The 25853-nt window shown below is 46.6% G+C and carries 15 protein-coding genes; 2 read left to right on the top strand and 13 right to left on the bottom strand.

What is annotated here, in order from left to right:
- The coding region (locus DXA54_RS24855) for a reverse transcriptase domain-containing protein (protein WP_120080925.1) at window positions 1-1242 on the top strand (1242 nt) is incomplete at its 5' end.
- A 4-nt stretch (window positions 1243-1246) separates the two neighbouring features.
- Window positions 1247-2461: a TraM recognition domain-containing protein gene (locus tag DXA54_RS24850; protein ID WP_080693086.1), complete on the top strand. Its 1215-nt coding sequence runs from the start codon at window positions 1247-1249 to the stop codon at window positions 2459-2461.
- Between the two features lie 131 nt (window positions 2462-2592).
- On the opposite strand, the gene DXA54_RS24845 is transcribed toward DXA54_RS24850, so the two are convergent.
- From DXA54_RS24845 to DXA54_RS24785, 13 genes are all read right to left on the bottom strand, one after another.
- On the bottom strand, window positions 2593-5847 hold the full coding sequence (locus DXA54_RS24845) for a P-loop NTPase fold protein (RefSeq protein WP_004291481.1): 3255 nt from the start codon (window positions 5845-5847) through the stop codon (window positions 2593-2595).
- Between the two features lie 16 nt (window positions 5848-5863).
- Window positions 5864-6994 carry an ATP-binding protein gene (locus DXA54_RS24840; RefSeq protein ID WP_004291480.1) on the bottom strand — a complete coding sequence of 377 codons (1131 nt, stop codon included), beginning with the start codon at window positions 6992-6994 and terminating at the stop codon, window positions 5864-5866.
- A gap of 301 nt (window positions 6995-7295) precedes the next feature.
- A complete protein-coding gene (locus tag DXA54_RS24835) occupies window positions 7296-7901 on the bottom strand; it encodes an RteC domain-containing protein (RefSeq protein ID WP_004304269.1) in 606 nt (201 codons plus the stop codon).
- A gap of 238 nt (window positions 7902-8139) precedes the next feature.
- Window positions 8140-8562, bottom strand: a complete 423-nt coding sequence (locus tag DXA54_RS24830) for a dihydrofolate reductase family protein (protein WP_004291474.1) — start codon at window positions 8560-8562, stop codon at window positions 8140-8142.
- 279 nt (window positions 8563-8841) lie between these two features.
- Window positions 8842-10158 carry a sigma-54-dependent transcriptional regulator gene (locus tag DXA54_RS24825; protein WP_117588719.1) on the bottom strand — a complete coding sequence of 439 codons (1317 nt, stop codon included), beginning with the start codon at window positions 10156-10158 and terminating at the stop codon, window positions 8842-8844.
- Entirely contained in the window at window positions 10155-12494 is a 2340-nt protein-coding gene (locus DXA54_RS24820; protein WP_117588718.1) for a hybrid sensor histidine kinase/response regulator, read from the bottom strand. The genes DXA54_RS24825 and DXA54_RS24820 overlap by 4 nt, the downstream gene beginning before the upstream one ends.
- 87 nt (window positions 12495-12581) lie before the next feature.
- Window positions 12582-13058, bottom strand: coding sequence for an HU family DNA-binding protein (locus DXA54_RS24815; protein ID WP_117588717.1), 477 nt, complete (start codon window positions 13056-13058; stop codon window positions 12582-12584).
- 171 nt (window positions 13059-13229) lie between these two features.
- Window positions 13230-14597 (bottom strand): efflux transporter outer membrane subunit, encoded by a 1368-nt coding sequence (locus DXA54_RS24810; RefSeq protein WP_117588716.1) that lies wholly within the window; start codon window positions 14595-14597, stop codon window positions 13230-13232.
- Window positions 14594-17785: an efflux RND transporter permease subunit gene (locus DXA54_RS24805; protein ID WP_117588715.1), complete on the bottom strand. Its 3192-nt coding sequence runs from the start codon at window positions 17783-17785 to the stop codon at window positions 14594-14596. Before DXA54_RS24805 ends, DXA54_RS24810 begins: the two co-directional genes overlap by 4 nt.
- Before the next feature lie 18 nt (window positions 17786-17803).
- Window positions 17804-18901, bottom strand: coding sequence for an efflux RND transporter periplasmic adaptor subunit (locus tag DXA54_RS24800; protein WP_117588714.1), 1098 nt, complete (start codon window positions 18899-18901; stop codon window positions 17804-17806).
- Entirely contained in the window at window positions 18898-20613 is a 1716-nt protein-coding gene (locus DXA54_RS24795; protein ID WP_370527591.1) for a sensor histidine kinase, read from the bottom strand. Before DXA54_RS24795 ends, DXA54_RS24800 begins: the two co-directional genes overlap by 4 nt.
- A complete protein-coding gene (gene tet(Q), locus DXA54_RS24790; protein ID WP_004291466.1) occupies window positions 20613-22538 on the bottom strand; it encodes a tetracycline resistance ribosomal protection protein Tet(Q) in 1926 nt (641 codons plus the stop codon). The genes DXA54_RS24795 and tet(Q) overlap by 1 nt, the downstream gene beginning before the upstream one ends.
- 657 nt (window positions 22539-23195) lie before the next feature.
- The coding region (locus DXA54_RS24785; RefSeq protein WP_256372868.1) for a helicase-related protein at window positions 23196-25853 on the bottom strand (2658 nt) is incomplete at its 5' end.

Here is a 25853-nt window from a genome sequence, read left to right as displayed (position 1 = left end):
TATCTCATGGCATTGGAACCGATAGCCGAAACGACAGGCGACCGTTTTTCTTACGGCTTCCGAAAGAAGCGCAGGACAATGGACGCAATTCGTCAGATTGATACGGTTCTAAATCGCCAGCATTCCCCCGAATGGATTTTGGAGGGAGATATTAAGGGTTGCTTCGACCACATCAGTCACGGCTGGCTTATTGAAAATATCCCTATGGATAAAACAATACTCAGAAAATGGCTGAAATGTGGAGCTGTATTCAATGGTAAACTGTTCCCGACAGAAGAGGGTACACCACAAGGAGGTATCATATCACCGACACTTGCAAATATGGCACTTGACGGACTTCAACCACTCTTGGCTGAAAGATTCAAAAGACGTTTCATCAACTATAAGACATTCCACTACAAAGTGAATCTTATCAGGTATGCGGACGACTTTATAATCACAGGTCGAGATAAGGAATTATTGGAAAACGAGGTCAAACCAATGGTGATAGAATTTCTCAAAGAAAGGGGTCTTACCTTATCCGAAGAGAAAACTACCATTACGAACATATACGATGGATTTGATTTCTTAGGTTTCAATGTAAGGAAGTTCGGCAAAAGGCTGTACACATCTCCGTCCAAAGATGCACAGAAACGCTTTAGGGCAAAAATCAGTGACATCGTTAAAGGACATAAAATGTGTAAGCAGGAATCGCTGATACGAATGCTCAATCCTGTGATAACAGGTTGGGGAAACTATTACCGATATGGTGCATCAACCAATGCTTTTCACGGTTGCGACAATCACATTTACAACCTCACAAAGAAATGGGCTTTACGTCGCCACCCAAAGAAACGCAAGTCTTGGGTTGCAGATAAGTATTGGCATGAAATTCGGGGGCGTAAATGGACGTTTGCATGGAAATATGAAACAAAAAGCAAGAAAGTGAACTACCTGACCCTTAAAAGGTTGTCGGATATACATTATACTCCGTACAAGCAAGTCAAGGGGGAGGCAAACCCTTTCGACCCGGAATATGATGATTATTTCTTTCAGCGAAAGGAGCAACAAATGCTGGAATCTCTCAAAGGACGTAAGTCACTCTTATATTTATGGAACAAGCAGAAGCGGACTTGTCCGTTATGCGGCAAGGAGATAGATTGTACAAAAGCATGGAACGTCAATGAAATATCTGTTGGTGGTTCAATTGTACGGCAACTTGTCCATAACAACTGCCACAAGCGAAATAAACGAAACTGTTGAAAGTATGAGCCGATTTCTAACAACAAATAGAAATATTGAGTTGCTTGAGCCGTATGAGGGGAAACTCTCACGTACGGTTCTTAGGGGAGAAGGGGGCAGTAATGCCCTTGACTTACCCGATGTGCAAAAGCAGGGCGACTTCTTCGTGGAGTCACCTATCATTCTGTTTGCCAGTATTATCTGGTATCTCAAAATCTATCAGAACGGGAAGTTTTGCACGTTTCCCCATGCTATCGAGTTTCTGAACCGCCGTTACGAGGATATATTTCCGATACTGACCTCTTATCCGGAGCTGGAGAACTACCTTTCGCCGTTCATGGATGCGTGGCTTGGAGGGGCTGCGGAGCAGCTCATGGGTCAGATAGCGTCGGCAAAAATCCCGCTTTCGAGGATGATTTCACCGCAGCTCTACTGGGTGATGTCAGACAGCGAGTTTACGCTGGACATCAACAATCCCGAAGAGCCGAAAATCCTCTGCGTGGGTAACAATCCCGACCGTCAGAATATCTACGGTGCGGCACTCGGTCTGTATAATTCCCGTATCGTGAAGCTCATCAACAAGAAGGGGATGCTGAAGTCATCGGTCATCATCGACGAGTTGCCCACAATATACTTCAAAGGGTTGGACAATCTTATAGCTACCGCCCGAAGCAACAAGGTTGCCGTGTGTCTGGGCTTTCAGGATTTCAGCCAGTTAGTGCGTGACTACGGGGACAAAGAGGCGAAAGTGGTGATGAACACTGTCGGCAATATTTTCTCCGGTCAGGTGGTGGGGGAAACAGCCAAGACGCTCTCCGAGCGGTTCGGTAAGGTGTTGCAGAAACGGCAGTCCATCTCCATCAACCGGCAGGATGTTTCCACCTCCATCAACACGCAGATGGACGCGCTCATTCCACCGAGTAAGATTTCCGGGCTTACGCAGGGAATGTTTGTCGGTTCTGTATCCGACAACTTCAACGAGCGTATCGAGCAGAAGATTTTTCATTGCGAGATTGTGGTGGATGCCGAAAAGGTGAAACGGGAAGAAAGTGCCTACAAGAAAATTCCCGTCATTACAAACTTCACGGACGAGGACGGCAACGACCGCATGAAGGAAACGGTGCAGGCGAACTACCGGCGCATCAAGGAAGAGGTGAAGCAGATTGTGCAGGAGGAACTGGAGCGTATCAAAAACGATCCGGTGCTGTGTAAACTGCTACCAGATAATGAGACTGTCTAACAAGTCCCCAAAATTGAAAATTATCCCTATCGAAGTTTGAAGTGACCCCCAAAAGTTGGATACAATTTTTTTGGGGGGCACTTCAGTTCTGACGGGTAAAATCGTAAAATTCGGACTTGTTAGACAAATACTTACGCGGTTTCAACCTCAGGTACTGAATCTATCGAATTGACAAATTTAACCAATTGCGGATCTGAATCTTTTTGTATGAGGTTTCGGAGACTCTTTTTCAATTCATAAGCATCATCCCCTGCTGTATTTATTAAATCCATATAAAAATCTTTGTTTTGCAGAATCAATGAACGGCATGCCCCATCGGAAATTACAGGTTTCACTATTTTATCAATAACGTCTCCAGCTTGACTTTTCAAATTACCATGCGATCTAAGCCATGTTTCGAAAAATTGAAACTTTATTGCATTGATAGTCTTTTTACCGATGCAGAAATCATTTCTTATATCGGTAACTGTCGATTTAATTTTTCGTTTATCCAATCTTTCAACTATATTCTTGAAACAATTAGGGAAAGGATTCAAACTTTGAGTTCCAGAAGCAATATCCATCAGAATCTTTTTGCCAAATTCAGTCAAGTTATCTGGCAAGGATTTGATTTTAGCCAGTAAATGTTTTATTGCGACAAACCAATAATATGATGTATGTGCTGTTCTTTGGGCGTATAATGTATCAACACTTATTTCAGACAACGCTTCGAACGCTATTTTATTGATATGATCGGTCAGGACATTGCTTATTTTAGTGGTCAAATCGTAAAAAGATGCGTCAGGAATTACATCTTTAATATTGTTCTTAGTGATATACTTATCCAAATCGGTATTCCACTCTGCTAAATGCTCGATAAATACCTCATCCGTTACACCTATTCTGTTCTTAATATCTTCAAATTGGGGCAATATGTCTGAGAGCAATAATTTATAGCCAAGTTTATGATTTACCATGTATTGTAGTGTTTCATTTAATAGCGGTATATTCCATCCCACACTATTTACTAATAAGTCTCCATGATCCACATAATAGTCCATGAGTTCTGCAACATATTTTATATCTCCACCCTCTATTAAGGAAACGGAATGACCATGTGCCAATTGCATGGCGACTAAATCGTAATATCCAGACTCTTTAATGTTTCGGCCATCAGTTTCTAATTCAGAATGCAACTGATTTATGTAGGTTGAATCTAACGTTACAGGTAAAGGTCTTTCTTCGTCAGATGCCAATAAACGATAGGTTGTAAATATAGCCCCTATATTATCTTTATTTACATTCTGTTCATCAATGCAATTCGTGATCGCTTGCAAAAGCGTTGGAAACGTATAGGTAGAATTATCTTTTAACGTTTTTACAATATCTGCATGGTCGAAATTATCGGGTAGTAAGTTTGCCAAATAATTATCGAGCGCCTCCGAATTTGTTGCTACTTGATAATATTTATATGCTTTAGTTGTCGCGTTATCCCGATAGGCAGCATCTGTTGCATTTGCAGCTTGAATATAATCGATAAATGTATTTGGCTTGACTGTTTTTGCTTCAATCAATGACGTAAAATCGCACGCCAACTTATTTTGCGCAATAAACCTGTCTATTGCATCTAACGTTTTGAAATAGTCGCCGCCATTGAAGTCATTGAACCGAACTATCTTCTTATATAATTGAGCAATCACATGGTTTTGGCTTTCCGTGTCTAAATGCAACAGCAGTTCTTGGTATTCGACAGGGAACACCTGCTTCTCTATGGATTCTTTTAATTTCAATTGTGCTATTCTTTGCCATACACGCAGAATAACATCGCTCTTTCGAGTTAATTTATGCAAACAATGTATAATCTTATCGATAAGCGCATTGTCCATACATTGTATAACTTCTTCTAATACAGTGTCAAATTGTTTATTAGTCTCTGCATATTGATTTATGTCGTGGTCTTCTTCTCCGTTGATGCAGCCTTCAATATATTTTTTCAATGGAATTTGTCGAGCATCTTCAACATCGACACCATATACCAAAGCTGCAATTTCGCGTTGTGTTTGCAGATCATTGTTAATTATTGTTTGAATGCCATTCAGATAGTCGCCGGACAATATTTGTTCTACTGGATTTGCCAGAATATCCGTCTTCTTCAAACAGAACAATGCTATGTTTATCATCAAAATTTCGTTACACCACTCTTGTTTAAGAGCGACCATCTCATTGATATATGATATAATTTCCCTAACATTGGCATTAGGATTTACCAATCTGAATATCCGATTTATAGTTTCTTTCGCTTCATTTTCTGTTTCTCCAAATGCTTCAACAAACAGTTTGTTGAATATACTTCGATAGTCGGTAATAACAGGAGGAGCAACACGATAAACAATAGGGAAAGTTTTATTGATAAAATACTTGGTCAGTTGTTTCGTTTGTTCGTCGGTCTCATCTCCGAATGCACAAGCTAAATGTGTTTCATCGAAAGGAATAACAGCCCAAACATTTTCAAAACCGCTATCGGCGAAGAACGTATGGATAGAAGACCATAATTCTTTTACTTTTTCAGCGGGGAGACGATCCATGTTGTCAAAAACAAGGACTAATTTACGTTGTCCTTTTTCCTTGATAAAATCAGAAATGTCTTGCATCCATGTTTTGAACTCGTAAACCGTTGGTTCGTCTTCGCTCAAAGTCTCATAGCAAACGTCCTTTTCGACTTTATCTTGATAAATAGCTAACATATAACTCCATCCATATTTATGATCTTTGCTATATGCCCATTTCCAAACGCACAATGCAATAAGAACTGGCAGTGCAGCTATGATAATAGACAATAAAGAAAACCACCATGTTGTGGGTGTAGGTTTTACTGCATACGCAATAAATGTAAATATCGGAGTTAAAACTGCAACCAAAAATGCCGCAACCATACCATTACTGATAAGGGGATATTTTTCGGTTACGGTCTCCGTTTTACGGGCTAATAAATATTTCAGCTTTTCAGACCATGATACGGTTTTCGTACCTCCACCTTTGACTTTTATTGTTGCATTTCCAGATAGGATACCATCATCAATAAGTTTGCTTGTAAGCAATTCCAATATAGAGCGGCGTTGCAAGTCCTCTTGATGTCCCCATGCGTCATACTCAAAAAAGTAATAGTCGTCTGATAATTCACGTTCCAACATTTTAACCACGTTGGATTTTCCAGATCCCCAAATACCTTCGATGCCGATAATTCGAGGTAAAGTACATTCCTCATCCAATGAATCATTCTGACAAAAATGGCGAGCAATAGTTTTTGCCAACCTTTCTTGCGAACCTCCATCGAATTTGTCAATACCACACGGTTTATTTTGGATAAACCGCGGATATTGCTGTTTGGATTGTAGTTTTGTTTCCATATACGTAATTTATTGATTATACGAACTCCAAATAATTCTCCCGATTTACCACATGAAACTCGGCATAGGGATAGGCTTCTTGGAAGGCTTTCGGTGCGGCCGGCATTTTATTTCCCCACTTGAACTCCAAGGCGGTAAGACTGTCGGCACTCTCCTCAATCAGGTCGATTTCCTGTTTGTCGTAGGTGCGCCAGAAATAGAACTCCCTGTGCAGTCCCTCATTGAAGTTCGCTTTGCGCCGCTCTCCGATGATGTAGTTCTCCCACAGCGCACCGACATCCTGCCGAATGGCCAGCGGTGAGAAAGCCCCGATAATGGCATTGCGAATGCCGTTGTCGTAGAAGTACCACTTGCCAGCTTTTGTAACCTCCTTGCGTAGGTTACGCGAATAAGCCCCCAGACGATAGATAACGAAGACCTTTTCCAATAGGTCGAGGTATTTTTCAACGGTCGTCTTGCTCATGCCGAGTTGTTTACCTAACTCTTCGTAAGAAACTTCGCTGCCCAACTGAAAAGCTATCAATCGCAGTAGATCGCGCATCTTGCTCGAATTTTTTAAGCCGTCAATTGCTAAGATATCTTTAAGCAGGTATGCACCGACAATATCACGTAGGTAGTCTGTTTTACGTTCATAGTTCTCCATCATTACTACTTCGGGATAGGAACCGTAAATCAAGCGCGCTTCGAGGTTCTGGCGGGTTTCAAGTGCCGTTTCCGTCTGTGCGATTTCCCGTTGCGAGAATGGTGTAAGGAGAAATTGCGTACTGCGGCCGACCAACGGTTCACCAGTCTTATTCAGCAAATCGAATGACGAAGAACCACTTGCCAAGACACTTATTCCCGGTATTTCATCAACTATCAACTTCAGAATACTACCGATTTGTGGTATGTTCTGTGCCTCATCAATAGCCAGCAAATCAATACCATCCAATAAATGCCGATAATTGGCTATTGAGCGATTCTCCAATAGTGCTAATGTGTCGTAGTCTTCGCCGTTGAGCATCATCGTCCTACCTGAATAGTTGTCCACAATTTTACGCATCATTACCGTTTTACCAACACGGCGAGCACCAAAAATCAGTACTGCTTTATTGGGCGCGATTCGTGCTGTAATCTTCTCTTGAAGTATTCTATTTACTGTTTCCATACCTTATAAAATATAATGCAAAGATAATCATATTTTTTTAATTGGCGAATTTTACAAAAAAAACGGGCTATTAAATGGCGATTTTTACAACCACAATCTTATGGAAGTTGTTTCATTGTTTTTAGTAATGATATATGTTCATACTATGATGACTCAATAATTTACCAGACATACGTTTCTGAAATTTGTCCTTATAGGAATGAAAAACTCACATATATTGTGCTAATTAATATATAATTAAATGAAAATAAAAAGACAGGATACGAGTATTCCTGTCTTCTCATATGTAATGGATATTTTTTTATTTTCTCATCCGCTCCAACTCCTCATCACGCAACATTCTCTCGTTCAGTTTTTCCTGCATCCTGTCAATGAAATAGGTGCGGCTTTCGTTCTTCCGGCGTTTGATATCAGTGTAGAAGCGGTAGCAGTCTTTAGAATCAACCCCGAATATCTTATAGAGAAGTGGGGCGAGCTGTTTGAGCGGCATATTGCCGTTGTTGATGCAGCCCATCACGTCTATGCCGTAGATAAGTTCCACGAGGTCGATGGCATTGCCCGTCCATTGAAGAAGGCTGGCGGTGGTTTCTGTTGCGTTGTTGGCGGATATTAGTGGTGGCACTTGGGGCGTGGCAAGGAATTTCTGCATCTTTCTTACGAAAGACAGAGCCTTGCTGACGTAGGCGGCAATCTCTCTTTTTTCTTCTGACAGATTACGTACGGGATGGTGCTGCAACTCGATTTCGATGTAGGCAAGCGCGATGACGGTAAGGTTCATGTCCATGCCGCCGTTGCACAGTTCGATCACTTGGGTGGCGAAAGCCGTGTATGCCGTTTCCATATTGCAGTCGCCGGCTTCGTTTATCAGGCGGAAAAAGTCGGTTTCCGCCAGCAAGAAATAATTCATGGTTCTGTCAATTTTGAAAATTACACTTTGTTTTCTGCGTGCGCACATGAATATAATTGGCAAAAAACGCGGCAGAAAATAAAAAATCCAACACTCAATTTTACAAAGTGCTGGATTTCAGAGGTATAAAATTCAGTATTTTTTCACAAGGACAAATTATCTCCGACTTAAATTGTTTGTAATCGGAACATTTATTCTATTCCTGAAAATAGAAATGTATGCTTGCCGCACATTTTGGCTATCTTGCTTTTTTATCAAGGATATAGATAATGCGACATACACCGTTGGGATAGCTTTTCAAAGAGGAAAGCGTCCAGTGTTGCTCTGGCAGAGCCGACTTAAAAAAATGTCGTCCGCTTCCGGATATGAAAGGAACGGTGTATAGTATGATTTCATCCACAGCGTGCATCCGCAGCAGTCCGTTTATATAGTCTGCCGTGTCCGGTGTGGCTTCCGCGAGGTAACGGATGTTTGTGCAGTCTTTTCTCCATTCGTGCAGCATTGAAATGGAATAGTCCGGTGTCACACGGTAAAAGGCTTTCTTCCTGATTTCATCAAGACCGCAACGGTCAAGGCACAAATCCTGATGTGCTTTATCATATAACTCTGAAGAAAGACATCCGTCCATCGTCAGTACGGCGAGAATCTGAACTTTACCCATAATCGTTTCCTTTCGTTAGGCAAGGGTAAAAAAGTAGCGTGCAATTCACACTACCTTCAAGCGATGGCTCTGGTAAAGCCTTTACGGAGAGTACGTGAATGCACGCTATGCGTAAGCATAGCATAAGCATCACGCAATCGTCTCCGTAGTTCCAATTTACCAGATTTTCGCTTGAAACGCCTTGCGGTCTTATCCTATATGTTGGCGGCGAAAAGCTCCTGCCAATCGCCGTTTTTCTCAAATGTTATGCAAAGATAGCCAAATTCAGTGAATTACGGGCTATGATTGCTTGAATTTATATTTAAGTCCATACTCTTCAAGTTTGCTGTATAGTGTTGTCCTGCCTATGCCGAGCAGTTCTGCGGCGACACTCCGGTTGCCGTTTGCCTGTTTCAACGCACGCAATATCCGCTCCTTATCCTCCGCGTCATTGCGCAAGGCGAAGCTGACAGTAGAGGTCGGTTTCGTCACGGCAAGTTCCAGATGCTCTTTCATGACAACACCTTCCTGCGCCTGCAATACAGCACCCATAACTTTCTGCCGAAGTTCCCGCACGTTGCCCGGCCATGCGTGTGTCAGCAACGCTTTACGTGCTTCGGAACTGAACCCGCTCACGCTACACTCCAGCTCTCTGTTTGCCATATCACGGAAGAACTCTGCCAGCGGCATAATGTCTTCTTGACAGTCACGCAACGGAGGAACGGTTATCCCGAAGTCGTGCAGGCGGTACAGAAGATCCTGCCGAAAACGCTTTTCATTCACCGATACCTCCAAATCTTCATTGGTAGCAGCGATGATGCGGACATTGAAATTCCGGTCTGCCTTGTCTCCGACCGGGCGATACCGCCTCTCCTGTATGGCACGGAGCAACATCCGCTGCATTTCCATCGGCAGGTTGGCCACTTCATCAAGAAACAATGTACCGCCATTGGCTTCTTGAAAATACCCAACATGGGTAGAATCTGCTCCTGTGAATGCACCTTTGATGTGTCCGAAGAATGCGGACAGTGCCAATGTCGGGGACAACGAACCACAGTCCACCGCCACGAAAGGCTTATCCGCACGTTTGCTCTGTGCGTGGATGTGTTGGGCAATATGTTCTTTGCCCGTACCGTTCTCACCTAATATCAATACACTCATACGGGTGGGTGCAACCAACCGGACACGCCGCTTGATTCCTTGATATGCCGTACCTTGCCGGACAAATATCGGGACTTGTTTGTTCCTTTTCTGTTCCTGTGCTTTGTGTATGGAGCGGATGAGAGGAACAAGCCTGTCCTCTACCAATTGCTTGGGAATATAGTCGGCGGAGCCGAGTTTCATACTTTCCACTGCCGTATGCACCTCGGCGTAATCGGTCATGATGATGAACGGCTGCGGCTTCCCTTCCTTGCGCATCCAACGCAACAGGTCGACACCCTCACCATCAGGTAGACGCAAGTCGGCAAGCACAGTATTATCTTCCTCTGCCTTTGCCAGCAATTTCTTGGCGGTAGAAAGCCGATACGCCTGCATGGTGTCGAAGCCGCCTTTCTTCAAGAAGTTGCAGACATAATCGTTATAAACGGGATTGTCCTCTACTACAATTACCTTCATAATCCGTCTTCCTTTCGTTTTTTAGCCTGTTCCACAATCTTGTCACCCATTGCCAATACTGCATTCACGGTGTGTTGAATCTCGTTATCGGAACATTCCGTGTCTGAATGCAGAAGTCTGTGCAGTTCCCATAGTGGTTTGTCCGCACGGATTACTGCCCACGAACTGCGTAAACGGTGTACCTGCATATCCAATTCTTTGCGGTCACACCGCTCTCCGGCATCGCTAATGGCTTGCATGTCCTTTTCCGTTTCGGTTTTCAGTTTGTCAAGCATAGTCACCTTGTCACCATACGCCAATAAAGAAGAAAGGTCAGGTTGTTTCTCTTTGTTATTTTTGACAGAAGATACTGAAAGGCATTTGCCCGACACCGCCAGCAGTTCCGACAGGCCGAACGGCTTGAACAGGCAGGCGGAAAAGCCATGAGCCAGCAGTTCTTCTTCGGTGCAGCTTCCCGAAGCAGTGGCGACAATCACAGGGATGGTCTTCGAGTTGCCGACGTGGGACGAGCGCAGCAGTTCCAATACCTCAAAGCCATTTATTTCCGGCATCTTCAAGTCTGTAATCAGCAGGTCGTAGTCCTTTGTCCGCATGGCTTCCATGAGGTCGCTTGTATTAGTGCACACATCACAACGGATACCGTAATGGGCATACATATCCATTGCCATCGAAAGAAGAATGTCGTTGTCATCCAACATAATGACCGAATAGGCACGTTCAGAATAAGGATATTGTTCTTGCACTTCTTTCTTTTCGATGACAGCAATATCAGCGGTTTGCATGGGTATTTCTATCGTGAAACGACTGCCCCGACCTTTCTTGCTTTCCAATCGGACAGTACCGCCTAACATATCCACGATGCGTTTCACGATGGATAATCCTAATCCGAAACCGTCCTGCGTGGCGGCGTTGGAGAGCCGTTCAAATGCTCCGAACACCCGTTGCTGTTCTTCTTCGCTCATACCGCTGCCTGTATCTTCCACCACAATGGAAAGGTTATTGCCGTTGTAGTCCATGCGGAGCGATACGCTTCCGGCTTGCGTGAACTTGATGGCATTGGATAACAGGTTTGCGGAAACCTGCATAATGCGCTCCTTGTCGCCCATGAGGATAACATCGGTATTGCATTCCACCGTCAAACACAAGTCCTTTGTCTCTGCCAATGGAGCAAATTCCGCCGATAAAGCGTCTGCCATGCCCTGCAAACGGAACGGGGAAGTATTCGCACTCTCCTTTCCACTATCCAACCGAAAGAAGTCAAGCAGCGTGTTCAACATGGCAATCATTCGTTGCGATGCCTGCCGGATATTGCCCGAATAGCGTTCCGTCTGCGTTGCATTTTCTCCGTTGGCTATCAGTTCCGCATAGCCGTGTATGGCGGTCAGCGGTGTACGCAGTTCATGAGTAATGGTGTGCATGGCTCTCTTGCGTGAGGAAATCAGTTCCCTGTTTCTCATATCCGATTCATGGAGTTGCCTTATCAGATTAACGGTCTTTGCCTTATACCGCTTTATGCGGCGTATGTCCCTGTGGATGATGATGTATGACACAACCAAAAGAAGAAAAAGAAATCCTGTCAGCCCTCCGATTTGAAAGAACGAGCGTTCACGCATGGCGGTTATCTCTGCCTCACGCTTTTGCAGGTCACGTTCTACTTTCCTGTCCATCTGCCCGATAAGCGATTGCAGTTGTCGATTCAATTCGCTGTTGCGCATGGCGAGGCTGTCGGCATGTTCCGACAAGCGGCGGCTTTGCGCCTGTTGTTGTGTAATCTCCTTGCGGTTCAGTGCATGGAGCATGGAGGTTGTGGCGGTCGGTTTCGACTTTTCTTTCTTGCCGAACAAGCCTAAGAAACCTTTGCGCTTCGTTTTCTTAGGCTGTTCCTGTGTGCTTTTTGCCGCAATGAAGGGTACACGCTTAGCAATTTCCCGATTCAAATTTTCCTGTTTATTCAATACTTCCACAATGCTACAAAGCAAATTTTCCTTGCTTTCTAACAAATGACGCACACTGTCTATCCGCTCTGCCGGATAAACGGTTTTGAAACGGCACAGCAGACTATCCACCGCCATGCGCCGGATATGGTAATGCTCCAAATCCTCGTCTTCCCACTCCAACACACTTTCGCCCAAAAGGGAAAGCCCCGTCATTTCCCCATAAACAAGATGCACTTCCTGACGAAAAGCATTTATACGTCGGTTCTCCGTTTCCAATGCTTCAATCTCTTTCCATTCATAAAACCACAGGTACATGATGCCGACTGCCAGCAGGCACATCAATAAATAACCTGCGGCAATCAGCGTGCGGAGAAATTTTGTTCCTATGGTACTTCTCATTTGATTATTCCTTTTTAATCATGCAGCCCGTAGTCCATCTAAAACCACAGGCTGCATACATTATAGCAATCTTTGTCAGCAATGACATTATCCCAAAGGATTGTCACCATCTTCGCCATTACCGGAACCGTCTGTGCTTCCGCCACCCTGCGCCGGGTCATCGTCCTTCGCATCGGCAGAAAGTTCAATCCATTCCAAATCATCGCTGTCCACAAGGGCACGGGTGTAGGTCTTGTTCGACAGCCGCTCCCGTTCGGGTGTGAACTGCACGCGCACCGCCTGCACCTGCTTGTCGAAGTCCGCCAAATCCTTCACGCCCTTCGTGTCGAGCGTGTAGCGGAAATAGCCCAGCCCCTTGATGTGGACGCTCTTGCCCTGCGCCATGCGCGTGTGCATCACGCCTGCGATGTCGCCCAACACGGCTTGCACGTCACTGTTACTTACTGTGAAGATTTTCGTCAAATCCTTTGCTATGGTCTCCGTTTCCACGGGCTTGCCCTGCACTACGGCTTGGGGATAGTAAACGCCCTGTTGCTTCTGAAACGCTTTTTCCCCAAAAGGCATAGTCTTACGTTTTTAATTGGTTGATGAATAATGTTTATTGTCTCACTCGGATGCCTTTGCAAGCATCCGTTTTGCTGTTGCCTGAACTAACCTCCACTCTTGATTTTCCGAAGTGCCACTTCGACCACCACAAAGTGGCACCTTGTGCGCCTCGAAGTGCCACTTTGTCTTTCACCAGCTTCCACCTCCCAACGCATGATACAGATTTATCATCCCCTGTATTTTGTCGAAATGATCGTTTGCTTCCGTCAGTTCAGCGGAGAGCAGGGATTGCTGAGCGGTAAGCACTTCCAAATAGGTGGTGCTACTGCTGTGTTCCATCAGCTGGCGGGTACTTTCCACGGTGCGGCGCAGAGCGGCTATCTGCTTGCCATCAAGTTGCAAACGGCGGTCGGCTGTCTGCCATTGTGCAAGAGCATCGTTCACCTCGCTACCCGCTTTCAGCAGACTTTGCTGGAAAGAGAGTAACGCTTCCTGTTGCTGTGCCTTGGCGATGCGCAGGTTGGCGATGTTACGCCCACGGTTGAAGAGGGGGTGTGTCAATGAGCCGACTGCACTCAGTAGCCAGCGTCCGGGATTGATAATGGCGGCACCGGTACTGTTTGTCCAACCTGCAGACCCGCCCAGCGTAATGCTGGGATAAAAGGCGGAGCGGGCGGCACCGGTGGCATAGAACGCCTGTGCCAGCGATGCTTCTGCCTGACGGATGTCGGGACGGCGGGCAAGCAACTGCAGGGGTACACCTACGGAGAGTGTATCGGGAAATTGCTGTTCTGTCAACGTACCGCGTTCGATATGGGAAGGCACATCGCCTAAGAGCAAGGAGATGGCATTTTCCTGTTTCTTGACTTGCTGTTCCAGAGTAAGCACATTCGTTTCCACGGTAAGCAGGTTGGCACGTGCCTGCTGCACGGCAGCTTCGGTGGTGTTGCCGAACTGCTTTTGCAGTTCCAACGTGCGCAACGACTCGCTCCAACTCTCGGCGGTGCAGCGGTTGATGTCGAGTTGTACATCCAACATCAGCAAGTTGTAATAACTGTTGGCAATTGTGGCGATGAGTTGTGTCTGCACTGCCTGCCGGTAAGCGCGGCTCTGCTCTAAGGCGGCACGGGCACCACGTTTGGCATTGGTCAGCTTGCCGAACAAGTCCAGCTCCCACTCGGCGGAAGCAGCAAGGGTGTAGGTCTTGGTCGTCTTGCTACCATCGAAGCTACTCAACGTACCTTGCGGGGCAAGCGACACTGAGGGCAGGTAGGCAAGGCGCGAAGACATCAGCGTGGCTTCTGCCTCCACCACTTTCAGACGTGCGACGTTAAGGTCGTTGTTATTCTCCAGTCCTCGCCGGATGAGGGATTGCAAGCGTGTGTCGGTGAACAGTTCGCTCCAATGCAAGGAGGCGATGGAGGCTGTGTCTTCCGCTTGTATGTCGGTGCCATACAGCCCATCGGTTTTCACTTCCTCCGGACGGGAGTAAGGTTTATAGACTCCGCACGAGGCAAGCAGCAGTGCGGTAACTGTTGTCAGTAATATATTTCTCATGATTCCTTTTCCTTTTTATGTTTCTTCAAATCTTCCATTTCACCTTGTATCGACCATTCGCCGGAGGAAACAGCCTGCATGGGACGTACCTTCTCTTGCAACCACTGGAAAGCAATGAACAGTGCCGGAACCACAAATAGCAAGGCAAGTGTACCGACCAGCATACCACCCACCGCACCGGAACCCAACGTGCGGTTACCGTTGGCTCCTACTCCCGTTGATACCATCAGCGGTAGCAGTCCGAACACCATTGTAAGGGCTGTCATTAGGATGGGGCGCAATCGCACCTTGGCGGCTCCAACGGCAGCTTGTATCAGCGACATGCCCGCCTGTCGGCGTTTGACGGCATATTCCGTTATCAGGATGGCGGTCTTTGCCAGCAATCCGATGAGCATAATCAAACCGGTCTGCATATAGATGTTATTCTCCAATCCCATCAGCTTGGCAAACAGGAAACTGCCCAGCAAGCCGAAAGGAAGGGCGAGCACCACGGCAAACGGGATGAGGAAACTTTCATAAAGTGCGCTCAGGATGAGATAGACCAGCACAAAGCAAATGGCGAAGATAATCACCGTGTTGCTGCTCGACTGACTTTCCTCGCGGGTGATGCCGCCAAACTCGTAGGTATAGCCTTTGGGCAATGCCGTGGACGCCGCTTCGCCGATGGCACGGATGGCGTCGCCGGAAGAATAGCCGTCGGCAGCCGAACCGTTGACCGCAATGGAGCCATAGAGGTTGAAGCGGTTGAGCGACTGTGGCCCGTAGGTCTTGGTAAGCCGGGCAAACTGGCTGATGGGAGCCATTTCACCGTTGCCGGTACGCACATAGAGGTGGTTCAGCGATTCCGGTGTGACCCGTGTGTCCGGCTCCGCCTGTATCATGACACGGTAGAGCTTGGAGAAACGGTTAAAATTGGAGACATACTGCCCGCCATAGTAACCGGACACCGTGGAAAGCACCTCTGCCGGAGAAAGCCCCGAACGTTCGCAACGGGCGGCATCAATGTCCAGCGTATATTGCGGATAGTCTGCTGAAAAAGCGGTATAGGCAGTCCCGATTTCCGGGCATTGGCTCAGGGAGGCAATGAATCCCTTGGTGGCATCGTCCAACTCACTGACAGGTTTGCCCGTCTTGTCCTGCACGTGCAGTTCAAAACCGTTCACCATGCCGTAGCCGTTAATCATGGGCGGGGCGGCGGCAAATAACTGCGCATCCGGTATTTTCTGTGAAAGGGTGTTGATGCGTCCGATGATAGAGTTTACATCATCTTCCTTGCCGTCACGTTCCGACCAGTCGCGCAGGGAGATGATAATCAGTCCCGCACTGGCTCCCGAACCGCTGAGCGAATATCCGCTGACGGTGGCATAATGCTTCACCTGCGGCATTTGTTGGATTTCCTTTTCCAACTGCGCCAATACTTGGGTGGTGCGGAAGAGCGAAGTGCCCGGCTTGGTATTGACGCTCACCATGACCGTACCCGTATCTTCATCGGGCACAAGTCCGGTCTTGGTAGTGCGCATCAGCACCACCACCAGCGCCACCGTAGCCACCAGCAGTCCCCATGTCACCACCCGATGGCGGCAGAAGTAGATGACACCCCGAACGTACCGCTTCACCAAGACCTCGAAAGCCGCATTGAACGCCTTGCGGAAGCGTGCCGAAAAACCGCTTTTCTCTTTGCCGTCCGCATCTATATAAGGTTCAAGCAGTAAGGCACACAGAGTCGGTGAAAGTGTCAAGGCATTGACTGCCGACAGTCCGACCGCCACCGCCATCGTGATGCCGAACTGCGTATAGAATACGCCGGACGTGCCGCCCATCATGGAAACCGGGATGAATACCGCCATGAACACCAGCGTAGAGGTAACGATGGCAGCCGTAATGCCCGACATGGCTTCGTTCGTCGCCATATACGATGAGTAGTAACCGGCATCGAACTTCGCCTGTACTGCCTCGACTACCACAATGGCATTGTCCACCACCGTACCGATGGCAAGCACCAGTGCGAACAGCGTCAGCAAGTTGATGGAAAAGCCCGCCACCGCCATGAAAGCGAACGTGCCGACCAAAGAGACGATAATGGATATGGTGGGAATCAGTGTCGAACGGATGTCCTGCAAAAACACATAAACCACCAGTACAACGAGAATGATAGCCTCTATCAGCGTCCAAAGCACATTCTCGATGGAGGCAAAGAGAAAGTCGTTCACGCTCAACAAGCTGGCAAACTTCAATCCTTCAGGCAAGTCTTCGGATATTTCATCTATCAGCGCATCAATCTCCTGTACCACCTCCGTAGCATTGGAACCGGCACTCTGGTAAGCCTCGGTGATACATCCCGCATGACCGTCCGTCATGGCACGATAGGTATAGGCTTCATCACCCAACTCGATGCGGGCAATATCTTTCAGACGCAAGATTTCTCCGTTGGAAAGCGAACGGATAACAATATCACCAAACTCTTCGGGCGTGGAGAAGCGTCCCCTATATTTGATGGTATATTCGTAGGCATTCTCGTGGTTCTCGCCGAAAGCACCCGTAGCCGATTCCAAATTCTGCTTTTCGAGGGCATTGGTCACGTCTGACGGTATCAGTTTGTACTGCGCCATCACGTCCGGTTTCAGCCAAATGCGCATGGAATAGTTGGATGCCAATACATTGAACTCACCCACACCGGCAATACGCTTGACGCGCGGCTCCACATTTATCTTCATGTAGTTGTTGATAAACTGCATATCGTATGAATCGTCCGGGCTGTAGAGGGCGACCACCTTCAATAGCGACTTCTGTTGTTTCTGCGTCTGCACCCCGATTTTGGTTACTTCGGCAGGAAGCAATCCCTGTGCCTTCGATACGCGGTTTTGCACATTGACTGCCGCCATGTCGGCATCAGTTCCCTGACGGAAATAGACATTCACTGTAACATCTCCCGTATTGGAGGCTTCCGAATGGATGTAGCTCATGTTCTCCACACCGTTGATGGCTTCCTCCAACGGGACAATGACCGACTTCTGCACCGTTTCGGCATTGGCACCGGGATAAGAAGTCGTTACTTGCACCGTGGGCGGCGCAATGTCTGGATATTGCTCCACAGGCAGCCCCGTCAGGGATATGATGCCCAACAAAACAATAATTACGGAAATAACGATGGAAAAGACCGGGCGGTCTATAAAGAATCGTAAATTCATAACTTCTTCCTCCTCTTATTACGGTTTTAAGGTTACGGCATCGCCGTTATTGAGCAAGCCTACGCCTGTAGTCACAATCACATCGCCAACATCCAATCCGGAAGTGACGGTATAGCGGATGCCGTCATGCACCGGATTGACTTCAATACGGGTAGCCACCGCCTTGCCATTCACTACCCGATAGACAAACAGCTTGTCCTGCAATTCGTAGGTGGCTTCTTGCGGAATGGGAATAGCATCCTGCAAGGTCTGCGGGATAAGTATATTTCCCGTGCTTCCGCTCAGCAGCACCCGTTCGGCGTTGGGGAATACGGCACGCAAGGAGCCACTTCCGGTCTGTCGGTCAAGTACGCCGCTGATGCTCTCAATACGCCCTTCCTTTTCATAGATAGTTCCATCACCCAGTTGCAGACGGACGGCAGGCATCTCTTCCAAGGTTCGGTTGATGGAGCCGTAACAGCGTATCAATGACTGCAATCGCTGCCCCGACATGGAGAAATAGACATACATCTCCGAATTATCCGATACGGAAGTAAGCGGTTGTGCCGAACCGGAACTGACCAATGTGCCCACGCGGTAAGGGATGGTGCCTATTACTCCGTTTGCGGGACTCTTTACTTCTGTATAAGAAAGGTCGTTGTGGGCATTCACCTCCTGCGCTTTGGCTTGTTCCAACGCGGCTTCGGCCACGAGAAGCGCATTGCGGGCTGTGGAGAGGTCATATTCCGAAATGACCTTTTCACGATGAAGTGCCTGCTTGCTTTCGTAGGTCAGCCGGGCGGTCTGTACCTGTGCTTCGGCAGAATGGACATTGGCAATAGCTGTCCGCAGGGCTGCTTGGTAAGGAACTTGGTCTATAATAAACAACCGTTCACCCCGACGTACCTCTTGCCCTTCTTTCACGCATACCTGTTGTATCGTCCCGGACACCTGCGGATAGATTTCAATGTCCTGCCTTCCCTGTACGGATGCGGAATAAGATTCGGTCAGCGTCACTTCTCCTTTTCCTACGGTCATGACCGAATAATTGACTTCTTCCTGCTCCGGTTCCGTTTGGTGACAGGCAGTAAATGATGTTGAACAGAGTATCAACGTACTCAAGAAATACTTTTTCATAAGTTCGATATGTTTTTGTTGTTTCTGTTTAGCAGATAATAAACTAAAATAAGGATTTGTGTCATTATTTCCGATAGGGGAACTGACAGCCAAAGTCCCGGAACGCCGATGACACGCGGTAACACAAGAAAAGCCGGAACTACGAAAACAAGACCTCGCAATAGCATGAGCAAGATGGCGGTCTTGAAACATCCAAGGCTTTGATAGTACCCCACACATACCAAATTGAGAGCGAAGAACAGAAATGCGACAGAGAAATAGGGAAGTCCCTCTTGTGCGATATTAGCGGCGGCATTTGATAGACGTTCAAACGCACCGAACGCTTGTTTCTGTTCCTCTTCTGTCATGCCTGTACCTGTATCTTCAACGACCAGTGTCAGAACTCCATTATCATATTCAGTAATCAAAGAAACACCGCCTTCTTCTGTGAACTTGACAGCGTTTGACAGCAGGTTATTCCCGATTTGTATTATTCGCTCTTTGTCGGTCAATACAATGGCATCGTGTCCAGTCTTCACGGACAAGGACAGCCCTTTGTTCACGGCAACAGGCATGAACTCCGTTTCAAGTGTGTGCGTGATTGCTGAAATCCGGCAGGGTGACAGACGGGGCTGTTCCTTGCCGTTGTCCAGGCGGAAGAAGTCAAGCAAAGTGTTAAGCATATCCCGCATACGGTCGGAGGATTGCAGTATGTTTTGGATATACTGCCCGGACTTATCCTCACACTGTTCTTTCCGTATCAGTCCGGCATAGCCTGTTATTGCTGTCAGCGGTGTGCGCAGTTCATGGGTGATAGTATGTACCGCCTTCTTCCTTGACGTTATCAGTGCCTCGTTCCGTTGTACGGATTGTTCCAGTTGCCTTATCAAATCAGTTGTCTTGTGCTTGTATTGTTTAATGCTTTTTGCATCACGATGTATGATGATGTAGGAAATTAACAACAATAGAAGAACGAATCCCATTAAACCGCCTACTTGCATAAATGACTTTTCACGCATGGCAACTATTTCGTTTTCCCGGCTTTGCAGTTCGGTTTGTACCTTTTCTTCTATTTGGCAAATCAATTCTTGCAGTTGTCTGTTAAGTTCTGCATTACGAGCTGCAAGGCTGTCGGCTTGTTCCGACAATTGGCGATCCTGCACTTTCTGTTCGCTGATTACGTTTCTATTGACCGAATGAAGGATAGTGGTTGATACTGCTGGAGTTACTTCCTTTTTTTTGCCGAATATGCCTAAGAAACCTTTTCGTTTTGGCTTTTTGGACTGTTCCTGCACACTTTTCTGTACAATAACCGGAATTTGATTGGCTATCTTCTTGTTAATAGATTGTTGTTCATCCATTAACCGGACTATCTGGAACATCTGTCGTTCCTTATCCTCTAAAAGACTGCGCACACTATCGATGCGCTCTGCTGGATAGGTGGCCTTGAAACGGCAGAGCATACTGTCCATTGCCATACGCCGTGCATGGTAATGCTCGATATCTTTATCGTTCCATTCCAGTATTGTTTCACCCAATAGAGAAAATTTTATCATTTGAATATTGATATTGTTTATTTCTTTTCGGAGCTCGTCTATTTTTTTATTGCCAAGTTCTAATGCTTCTATCTCCTGCCATTCATAGAGGCTATTATATGCCATACATCCGATAAGAATGGAGATAAGTATATATCCCAACCGTATTGCCTTATAGAAATTTCCTGACCGCTCCATTATTTTAATGACATTGATTTTTGGAACATGAATAAAAGTTTATCTTTTTCGTTCATGCGGATATTATCAGAATAACCGTCTTTTGTTATTTGATACCCACATGGCTTAACCATAAAAATGCCTAAGCCCTTAGTGTACGAACTTACTTCTGAGGCATAGTCTTTACTTGTATTTAATGGAACTTTCCCTTTAATATGACACCACTCATTATTACAACTGATGTCTTCAATCTCAGACATCAGTTTTTGCAAATCTGTAATAGCTTTGGAACTCGCTACTTGGGGTATCTGCAACTCAAAACAGAGCATCGGTTCGAGAATGTCCACACCTGACTGTTGCAAAGCCAGCCTGAAGACATAAGGGGTCAGCTGTCTGAAATCAGCAGGTGTACTTACCGGGCTATAATACTCGGCTTGAGTAAAAGTTACTTTCAGATCTGTCACTTCCCATCCATGTAAACCAGATTGGCAAGACATACGAATCCCTTCAAAAACGGCATTTTGAAAAGAATGGTTCAGATAACCATAGGAGATGTCACTTTCGATTTGCAACCCTGCCCCTAACGGTAAGGGTTCAAGAGTCAGCCCTATTGTGGCCCAGTAAGGGTTGGGTGGTACTTCGATCTGAATAATCTTATTGACCTTTTTTATAGGTCGTTCTTTGTAGATAGTCTTGATCTCATCAAAATGGACCTTTACGGAAAATCGTTCTTCCAGCAATGTCTGTATGATTTCCTTTTGGGTCAAACCATATAACGAGATTTCCAATTCATCACTATATGAGTTTATGGAAAAGGACAAAGACGGGTCTTCAATCCACAATGTATTCAGAGCGGATATCACCTTGCTTCTCTCTTCGGGCTTATTTGGCCGGACGGAGGATTTGAGAGCGGGATGCTGATGAGATAATCCTTGAATCAAACAAGGTTTAGCACCTAAATAATCTCCGATTCGAAAATCTTCTATATCTTCTACAATCGCGATATCATTGGCACCCACTTCATCAACATTTATCTCTCTGCCCTGATAAATAGTCTTTAGATTTTTAATCTTGATGAATTTTTCCGAATCGTTGATTCTTACAACGTCTCGAAGTCTCAGACTTCCGTCAATTATTTTAAGAAAACTTCTTTTATGCCCTTTGGGGTCATGCTCTATCTTATAGAGATAAGCTGAAAGTCTGTTTGAGACTGATGCCGGAGGAAGTATAAAAGAAGAAATGGCGTCCAACAACTCATTGATACCGATATTGAACATTGCTGATCCATGTAGCACCGGATAGACTTTGGCTTTTGCCACAAGAGCGATTATCGTATTCCAATAATCAGCCGGTGAAATTTCGCTATCCGCCAAATATCGTTCTAATATATCGTCGTCATGGTTGCATACAAATTCTTTGTATTCTTCCTTTATATATGTTTGGGAGCAAACCGGATAAACCGATCCATCGACAACAGTTTGCATAAACAGGACATCTTGCGACAGATTTGTTTTTATATCCATATACAAACGCTCCAAATTCACACCGGCACGGTCAATCTTATTGATAAATATAATTGTCGGGATTTGCAGCTTTTGTAAAGTACTGAACAGCAACTTTGTCTGCGCTTGTATGCCTTCCTTTGCGGATAAGATGAGGACTGCTCCATCAAGCATTTTGAATGTCCGCTCCACTTCCGCAATAAAATCCATGTGTCCCGGAGTGTCAATGATATTGCATTTCACTCCATTCCAGATAATAGATGTCGTAGAAGCCCGGACAGTAATTCCTCTACGTTTCTCTATATCCATAGAGTCCGTTATGGTGTCACCATTATCCACACGGCCGCACTTTTCCGTTGCTCCACTGGCAAACAGCAGATTCTCGGTTACGGAAGTTTTTCCTGCATCAATGTGAGCAAGAATTCCTAAATTTATAATATTCATTTGGATTAAGCAATAATATACTACAGTAGATGCATTGTCGAAACGCACCTTTTAATACCTCCTCGTAGCATATGAGAACTACAGGATTACTAACTCGTATTAATATGTATATTATTACTGCCGCATAACGATTACAAAATTACACAAAAAAATATATCTAACAAAAGTGGGAGGATTTTTTAACTTTTTACCATAGACATTTTATTAGGGAAGCGTAGGTTCAACTGGCAAGTACAAATAAGTAGAAATGTTTGAACAACACCGTTTTAGGAAGTTGAAAAATCAAGTTTCTCTCTCGGTATAGCGTTTATTTTGGCCAATATCTTCTTTAGTTTAGCATTTGTGTATTTCCCATTCGTGTTCTATTTAGCTCCTTATTATGAGTATGTAGCAAGTTACTTATCAAATTCAGCCTCTTTGAGGGTCAAATATGGTTTTGCAAATGGTGACTGACAAGACATAAACAAGGTCAGCAGGAATTTTTTACATAAATGGACATGAATGTATATAACCTAAAATAAGAATAAATTTTAATAAGGGCTGCCCAAAAAGAAAAAAATGCAGTTGCCATCCTATAGATACTTGCAGAAAGGATAAAATTTACTTTTAGACCTTTTGGGATAGCCCTTATTAATACTTCAGATAAAATTCCTTAGGTTATATTTTCAATCCTTTGGACCGGGTTTCCTCCTTGGCATACAGTCCCGGACGCCCGATTATGACATGGTTGGCAACGATACTATCCGCCGGACTGCGTATCTGCGGCGGTGCATTTTCGGGATATTGCGCCTGCCTGTTCCTCACATCTTCCGCTTCCGGCTTGAGCTGTTGCCCTTCATTCTCCTTTTCTGCGACTTCGGGCGTGGGTGGCGCAAGCTCCAGCTGAATTTTTCGGTCAAGGGCGGCAAGTTCGGACTTCAACTGCTTCAGCTCGTCCTCCTTCTTCCACACCTTACCCGCTATCTCCTGTAACTGCGGTATCTCCATCTCCAGCACCTCGTTCTTCGCCTTGTACTGGTCGATGATGGAGGGTATCCTCTCCATCGCGTTGAGGAAGTTGCGGGCGGCGGCCAACGGGTCAGCCATCGCCAGATGCCCGTTGTTGTAGGTGTACTTGTAGTTCCCCTCGACCACGAAGCGGTTGTCGGTGAACTCCAATCCCTCTTTGAGTATCCTTTCGCTCACCACCTTTATCGGAAAACCGTAAAGTTCACCGACCTGCGTGTACAACCCTCCGGTCGTGGCATTCTTGGCTATCTCCTGCAAACGCTTTCCGATGACCTTCTCATCGGCGGAATCCACTCCGTCCACCTTTATTATATTAAGGCGGTTGCCCTCCTTGTCGGTCTGCACCACCGACAGGAAGCGGTTCCAGTCCTCCGTCATGGCATCTATGAAAGCCGTGTTGTTGCGCAACTCGCCGGTCTTTGACTCCAGCTTGAACTCCGAATCACGCTTGCCCTTGTTGAACGACTTGCGTTCCCCTTCGAGCGATGCGATCCGCTTTTCCAGTTTCGCCTTGTCCAACAGGTCGGTATTGCCGGAGAGCAACGCCATGTATTCCGAGAAATTCATGCCCGATTTTTCGTCCATTGCCCCCTCGTCGATGGTACGCGCACCCATCGCACCGCTTTTGAGCTGGCTTATGAAAGTCTGCTTGCAGTGCAGGAGGTTGAACTTGTAGCTGTCCAGTGACTTCTCCACCGCGTAGATGATTACATCCACGTTGTTCCCGGCGAAATGTTTGGCAATCTCATTACCTGCCCTAACTCCGCGTCCGTCACGCTGTTGCAAGTCGGACGGTCGCCACGGCGTATCGAGATGATGGATAGCCACACACCGTTTCTGGGCGTTCACACCCGTTCCGAGCATAGAGGTAGAGCCGAACAGCACACGCACCGTCCCGGCGTTCATGGCGTCTATCACCGCCTTCCGCGCCTTGTCGGTCTTGCACTCCTGAATGAAGCGCACCTCGCTTGGCGGTATACCGTAGTCCTCCGTCAGTTTGCGCTTGATTTCCGAATAGACGTTCCACCCGTCGCCCGGCTGGTATGTCCCCAAATCAGAGAAAACGAACTGCGTGCCTTTCTGGGCGTCGTATTTTTGATAATACTCCGCGATCATCTTGGCACAGTGACTCGCTTTGTTGTCGGGATGATCTTCGTAATTCGGGTCTATCATGCGCATGTCGAGTGCCATTTTCCGGGCATAGTCCGTGGCGATGAGCATCTTCGCCTTTTCTTCCGTTTCCGAAAGCGGCAGCCTGCCCAACAAGGTGGCATCGCCCGTCTTGGCGAACTGCATCAGTTTCTGTATGAAGTCCTCCTGTTCCGGCGTGGGCGGTATATGGTGCAGTATCTCGTTCTTGGCAGGACGGTCAACGCCCACATCCTCCGCCGTGCGGTAGTCCGTGATTTCATTATAGAAGGCGGCAAGCTCCGGCACTTTGATGAAGTAGCGGAAACGCTCCTTCTGGACCACATTGTTCGTCACGTTAAATTCAAAATCCGTCGTCTTCTTGGCAAATATCGCCGCCCAAGCGTCGAAACACCTTATGTCCTGCCGTTCCAGCTCCTTCGGGCGCAGGTACTTGAACAGCAGGTACAATTCAGTCAGTGAGTTGCTGATAGTCGTGCCGGAGAGGAAGGTCGCACCCAAGTCTTTTCCTGTGCGCTCCTGTATGGTGCGTATGGCAAAGAGCATGTTAAGTGCCTTCTGGCTTCCCTCGCTGTTTCCCAATCCCGCCACACGGTCGTGGCGCGTGTTGAAAGTCAGATTCTTGAACTGGTGGCTCTCATCTATGAAGATGTGGTCGATGCCCATCTGCTTGAAATCCACCACGTCGTCCGTGCGTGACTTTATGGCGTGTTCCACCTTCTCCAGCTTCGCTTCAAGGTTGTGCTTGCGCTTCTCCAATCCTTTCAGCATCGCCCGCGACACGTTCTTTCCCTGCTGCCGTAGCACTTCGAGGTTTTCCTCCACCGTGTCAAGCTCTGCTTGCAGGATGCGCTGCTGCAATTCCGGCGACTGCGGTATCTTGCCGAACTGGTCGTGCGACATGATGACGCAATCGTAGTCGTTGTTCTTTATATTATTGAAGAAGCGCACACGGTTGGCGGTCGAAAAGTCCTTCTCCGAAGCGTACAGAATACGTGCGTTGGGATATGCCGCCTGATAGGTGGCTGCAATCTCCGCAACGTTGGCTTTCAGCCCGATAATCATCGGCTTGTGTGCCAAATTCAGACGCTTCATCTCATGCGCGGCGATGCACATTATCAGCGTCTTACCGGTTCCACAGGCTAAGCGCAAAGCGCC

It is taken from the genome of Bacteroides sp. OF03-11BH, from assembly GCF_003604005.1.
Classification (GTDB): domain Bacteria; phylum Bacteroidota; class Bacteroidia; order Bacteroidales; family Bacteroidaceae; genus Bacteroides; species Bacteroides ovatus.
Note: the sequence above shows the minus strand (reverse complement) of the source record. Positions and strands in the feature narration are given on the sequence as shown.

Excerpts from the sequence above, each read along its gene's own strand:
- DXA54_RS24850 (WP_080693086.1), top strand. The coding sequence starts at position 1,247 with ATGAGCCGATTTCTAACAACAAATAGAAATATTGAGTTGCTTGAGCCG.
- DXA54_RS24845 (WP_004291481.1), bottom strand. The coding sequence starts at position 5,847 with ATGGAAACAAAACTACAATCCAAACAGCAATATCCGCGGTTTATCCAA.
- DXA54_RS24840 (WP_004291480.1), bottom strand. The coding sequence starts at position 6,994 with ATGGAAACAGTAAATAGAATACTTCAAGAGAAGATTACAGCACGAATC.
- DXA54_RS24835 (WP_004304269.1), bottom strand. The coding sequence starts at position 7,901 with ATGAATTATTTCTTGCTGGCGGAAACCGACTTTTTCCGCCTGATAAAC.
- DXA54_RS24830 (WP_004291474.1), bottom strand. The coding sequence starts at position 8,562 with ATGGGTAAAGTTCAGATTCTCGCCGTACTGACGATGGACGGATGTCTT.
- DXA54_RS24825 (WP_117588719.1), bottom strand. The coding sequence starts at position 10,158 with ATGAAGGTAATTGTAGTAGAGGACAATCCCGTTTATAACGATTATGTC.
- DXA54_RS24820 (WP_117588718.1), bottom strand. The coding sequence starts at position 12,494 with ATGAGAAGTACCATAGGAACAAAATTTCTCCGCACGCTGATTGCCGCA.
- DXA54_RS24815 (WP_117588717.1), bottom strand. The coding sequence starts at position 13,058 with ATGCCTTTTGGGGAAAAAGCGTTTCAGAAGCAACAGGGCGTTTACTAT.
- DXA54_RS24810 (WP_117588716.1), bottom strand. The coding sequence starts at position 14,597 with ATGAGAAATATATTACTGACAACAGTTACCGCACTGCTGCTTGCCTCG.
- DXA54_RS24805 (WP_117588715.1), bottom strand. The coding sequence starts at position 17,785 with ATGAATTTACGATTCTTTATAGACCGCCCGGTCTTTTCCATCGTTATT.
- DXA54_RS24800 (WP_117588714.1), bottom strand. The coding sequence starts at position 18,901 with ATGAAAAAGTATTTCTTGAGTACGTTGATACTCTGTTCAACATCATTT.
- DXA54_RS24795 (WP_370527591.1), bottom strand. The coding sequence starts at position 20,613 with ATGGAGCGGTCAGGAAATTTCTATAAGGCAATACGGTTGGGATATATA.